The following is a 3,667-nucleotide window of genomic DNA, read 5'->3' as shown; positions in this document are numbered from 1 at the left end:
ACACCTGTTGTGAGGCAGGGTCAGAAATCTATGGGTCTTGGATACTATATAGATGAAAAGATCGCCATGTTACACAATTATTCAAACATACTATTATATATTCTAAAAGGGAAAAGAATGGCATTAAATACAAAATTACTTGTAAGTACTTCTTTAATGGGACTTACATTTATGTTTTCAGGATGTGCAGATGGAACTGATGGGAGTACTGTACTCATAAATACTCCTACTGAAGTAAGTGTTTCTGCATCTGTACTTAATTTTTGTGATGCTGGTTCCAACGAGGAACTCTGGACAACTGACGGAACGGAAGCAGGTACGGTACTGGTCAAAGAGATTGTTCCAGACATCTACGGCTCAAGACCTAGAGAAGTTACTGTAGCAGGAGGAATAAGCTTTTTTAGTGCGACTGATAATGGAGCAGCAAGTGGGGTTGAACTATGGAAAAGTGACGGAACGGAAGCGGGTACGGTATTGGTTAAAGATATTAATCCTGGGACAGCTGGTTCTGATCCTCAACAGCTAGCTGCTGTAAATGGCATACTCTATTTCAGTGCGTAAGACCCTACAAACGGGCAAGAACTCTGGAAAAGTGACGGAACGGAAGCGGGTACGGTATTGGTTAAAGATATTAATCCTGGGACAGCTGGTTCTTATCCTCAACAGCTAGCTGCTGTAAATGGCATACTCTATTTCCGTGCGTATGACCCTACAAACGGGCAAGAACTCTGGAAAAGTGACGGAACGGAAGCCGGTACAGTAATGGTCACAGACATTATTCCAGGCACAGCTGGTTGTAATCCTCGACAGCTAGCTGCTGTAAATGGCATACTCTATTTCCGTGCGTATGACCCTACAAACGGGCAAGAACTCTGGAAAAGTGACGGAACGGAAGCCGGTACAGTAATGGTCAAAGACATTATTCCAGGCACAGCTGGTTCTAATCCTCGACAGCNAGTGGGGTTGAACTATGGAAAAGTGACGGAACGGAAGCGGGTACGGTATTGGTTAAAGATATTAATCCTGGGACAGCTGGTTCTTATCCTCAACAGCTAGCTGCTGTAAATGGCATACTCTATTTCAGTGCGTATGACCCTACAAACGGGCAAGAACTGTGGAAAAGTGACGGAACGGAAGCCGGTACAGTAATGGTCAAAGACATTATTCCAGGCACAGCTGGTTCTAATCCTCGACAGCTAGCTGCTGTAAATGGCATACTCTATTTCAGTGCGACTAATGGTTCAAACGGGTATGAACTATGGAAAAGCGACGGAACGGCATCAGGTACAATAATGGTCAAAGACATTATTCCAGGCACAGCTGGTTCTAATCCTCGACAGCTAGCTGCTGTAAATGGCATACTCTATTTCAGTGCGACTAATGGTTCAAACGGGTATGAACTATGGAAAAGCGACGGACCGGCATCAGGTACACTAATGGTCAAAGACATTTTTCCAGGTCCAGCTGATTCTAATCCTTATTATCTAACTAATGTAAACGGAACACTTTTTTTCACTGCGACTGACAGTACAAATGGGGCTGATCTATGGAAAAGTGACGGAACGGAAGCCGGTACGGTGCTAGTTAAAGATATGGTTCCAGGCACAGCTGGTTCTTATCCTTATTATCTAACTAACTTAAACGGAACACTCTTTTTTAGAGGGGATGATGGTACAACCGGGTATGAACTGTGGAAAAGCGACGGAACGGCATCAGGTACGGTTCTTGTTAAAGATATTAATCCAGGGACAGGTTATTCCAGTCCTAATGGCATAACCAGCTTCAATGGAAAAATATTTTTTATGGCAAATGATGGTAGTGGAGATGGTGATCAAGTTTGGACGAGTGATGGAACAGCTCTTGGAACGAATAGAATTTCATCTGCATACACAACGACAGGGGGGCTTAGAACGCATGATTGGGAAGAGCCTTTTAAACCTGTTAATGGTAAGCTTTACATAGATTTAGTTGATACTACTACTTGGTATAGAGAGCTTTGGACAACAGATGGAACAATAACGGGTACGCATTCAGTTAAAACGAGTACATGTTGGAGTTTCATCTAATAATAACTTATCAATAGAAGGAGAGGAGAGCACTACTCTCCTTCTATAACAAAATTTCTATTTCTTTTTCAATCTATATAGGACATTTTATAAGGTTTTCATTCACAATAAAATGTTTTTGAATAATGCTGTAAGAATTTACCAATAACTAGAGGCTGTAGTGCAACGGAGGTCTGACAACGAGCCAAACAGTTTGAGCGTATTCATCAGATTATTGAGGCGTCAGCTAAGTAGTGTGGCGCGCATGCGGGAGGACACTCCTGCCCGCACAGCAGAGCACCACGCGTATGTACTGGCTTAGTTATGAGGGGTATATAGTAATACCCCTACCTAAACGGCAAAAAGAACATTTTCATTATTAAATAGATAAACTATCTTTTGATAGAGTTGCGATTGACTCATAGTGGTTGGAAGGATAACCAATGACACTAACAAGTCGAAATGGCAAACTATGGATTACATTCTATCATCAGTCCACGAGATACAGCCGTAGCTTAGAACTTGATGATACGAAAAAGAACCGTAAACTTGCAGAGCAACAAATCATCCCCGAGATCGTATATAAACTCAATCACGGGATGTTCTTTAAAAGCGAAAGTAAACAAGAAGAAGTTCCTACGCTGAATAGGTTTTCTGAAATAAGCTTCGAAATTCATAAGCATGAACGACGAGAACTGACACAGGCAAACTACATCCGTAAATATGAACTTCACATTAAACCTTATTTTGGTTCGAAACGTCTTGATGCTATTAAGCCTTCTACTCTTGCTAGTTGGCAGAATAAGCTCATGGAAACACATTCTGCTAAGACGATACGGAATATTCGTACCGTCTTTCAGACAATCATGGAAGATGCAATGATGGATGATCTGATAAAGATCAACCCCTTTACTCGTGTGAAAGCACCTAGAAACGAAGAGGTAAGACAGAAGAAGCCTTTTAATCAAGAGGAAATCTTTAGCATACTTTCTACGGTGACTGAATCTATGCGTTGCTTTTTTGCCATAGGTTTCTTTACGGGTATGAGAACAGGTGAGATCATAGGATTAAAATGGGAAGATGTGAGTTGGGATGAGCGTATTATTAAGATACGTAGAAGCAGACGACAAGGAACAGAAACTAAACCAAAAACAAAAAGTAGTATCAGAGATGTAGAAATCATTGATGCACTTTTCCCTTATCTTACTCGGCATCGTGAACTTGCAGATATGTCAAATGTTTATATCTTTGAAACATCCAGAGGTAAGCCATTTAATACCACAGCTAAAATTGGTGTATGGTATTGGAGAACTACTTTGGAAAAGCTCGGCATCGAGTATCGTAATCTTTATCAGATGCGTCATACTTTTGCCAGTATGATGATTTCTCATGGAGAAGATATTTTATGGGTGAGTAATATGCTTGGTCATAAAGACAGTTCAATGACACTTCAAAAATATGCAAGATACTTTAAAAGAAAAGATAAAAAAGGGCAACTTTCCTAAGTCAATGACATGACACTTTTGGGCACACTTTGGGCACAGTGACGATTTTTGATTGTTGGAAGCTCCGCTACAGCGGTGTTCATGGGGTTATGGCAGAGAGGAAGTATGTCTAATTAT

At 41.0% G+C, this 3,667-nt stretch carries 4 protein-coding genes and 1 pseudogene; all 5 read left to right on the top strand.

Annotated features, from left to right (window positions below):
* The coding region (locus PF327_RS11355) for an ELWxxDGT repeat protein (RefSeq protein ID WP_289402666.1) at positions 1–561 on the top strand (561 nt) is incomplete at its 5' end.
* A gap of 12 nt (positions 562–573) precedes the next feature.
* A pseudogene (locus tag PF327_RS11350) lies at positions 574–666 on the top strand (ELWxxDGT repeat protein); the annotation flags it as partial.
* Positions 667–684: 18 nt separating this feature from the next.
* The gene (locus tag PF327_RS11345; protein WP_289402668.1) at positions 685–1,056 is read left to right on the top strand and encodes an ELWxxDGT repeat protein; all 372 of its coding nucleotides are present in this window, start codon (positions 685–687) and stop codon (positions 1,054–1,056) included.
* Positions 1,005–2,066: an ELWxxDGT repeat protein gene (locus PF327_RS11340; RefSeq protein ID WP_289402665.1), complete on the top strand. Its 1,062-nt coding sequence runs from the start codon at positions 1,005–1,007 to the stop codon at positions 2,064–2,066. The genes PF327_RS11345 and PF327_RS11340 overlap by 52 nt, the downstream gene beginning before the upstream one ends.
* Before the next feature lie 422 nt (positions 2,067–2,488).
* Positions 2,489–3,550, top strand: coding sequence for a site-specific integrase (locus PF327_RS11335; RefSeq protein WP_289402664.1), 1,062 nt, complete (start codon positions 2,489–2,491; stop codon positions 3,548–3,550).
* Positions 3,551–3,667 lie beyond the last annotated feature (117 nt).

The sequence above is a fragment of the Sulfurovum xiamenensis genome (genome assembly GCF_030347995.1).
Lineage (GTDB): Bacteria > Campylobacterota > Campylobacteria > Campylobacterales > Sulfurovaceae > Sulfurovum > Sulfurovum xiamenensis.
This window is presented reverse-complemented; position numbering and strand designations above follow the sequence as displayed.

What these genes read in the sequence shown, in the direction of transcription:
- PF327_RS11335 (WP_289402664.1), top strand. Translation starts at nt 2,489, where the DNA reads ATGACACTAACAAGTCGAAATGGCAAACTATGGATTACATTCTATCAT.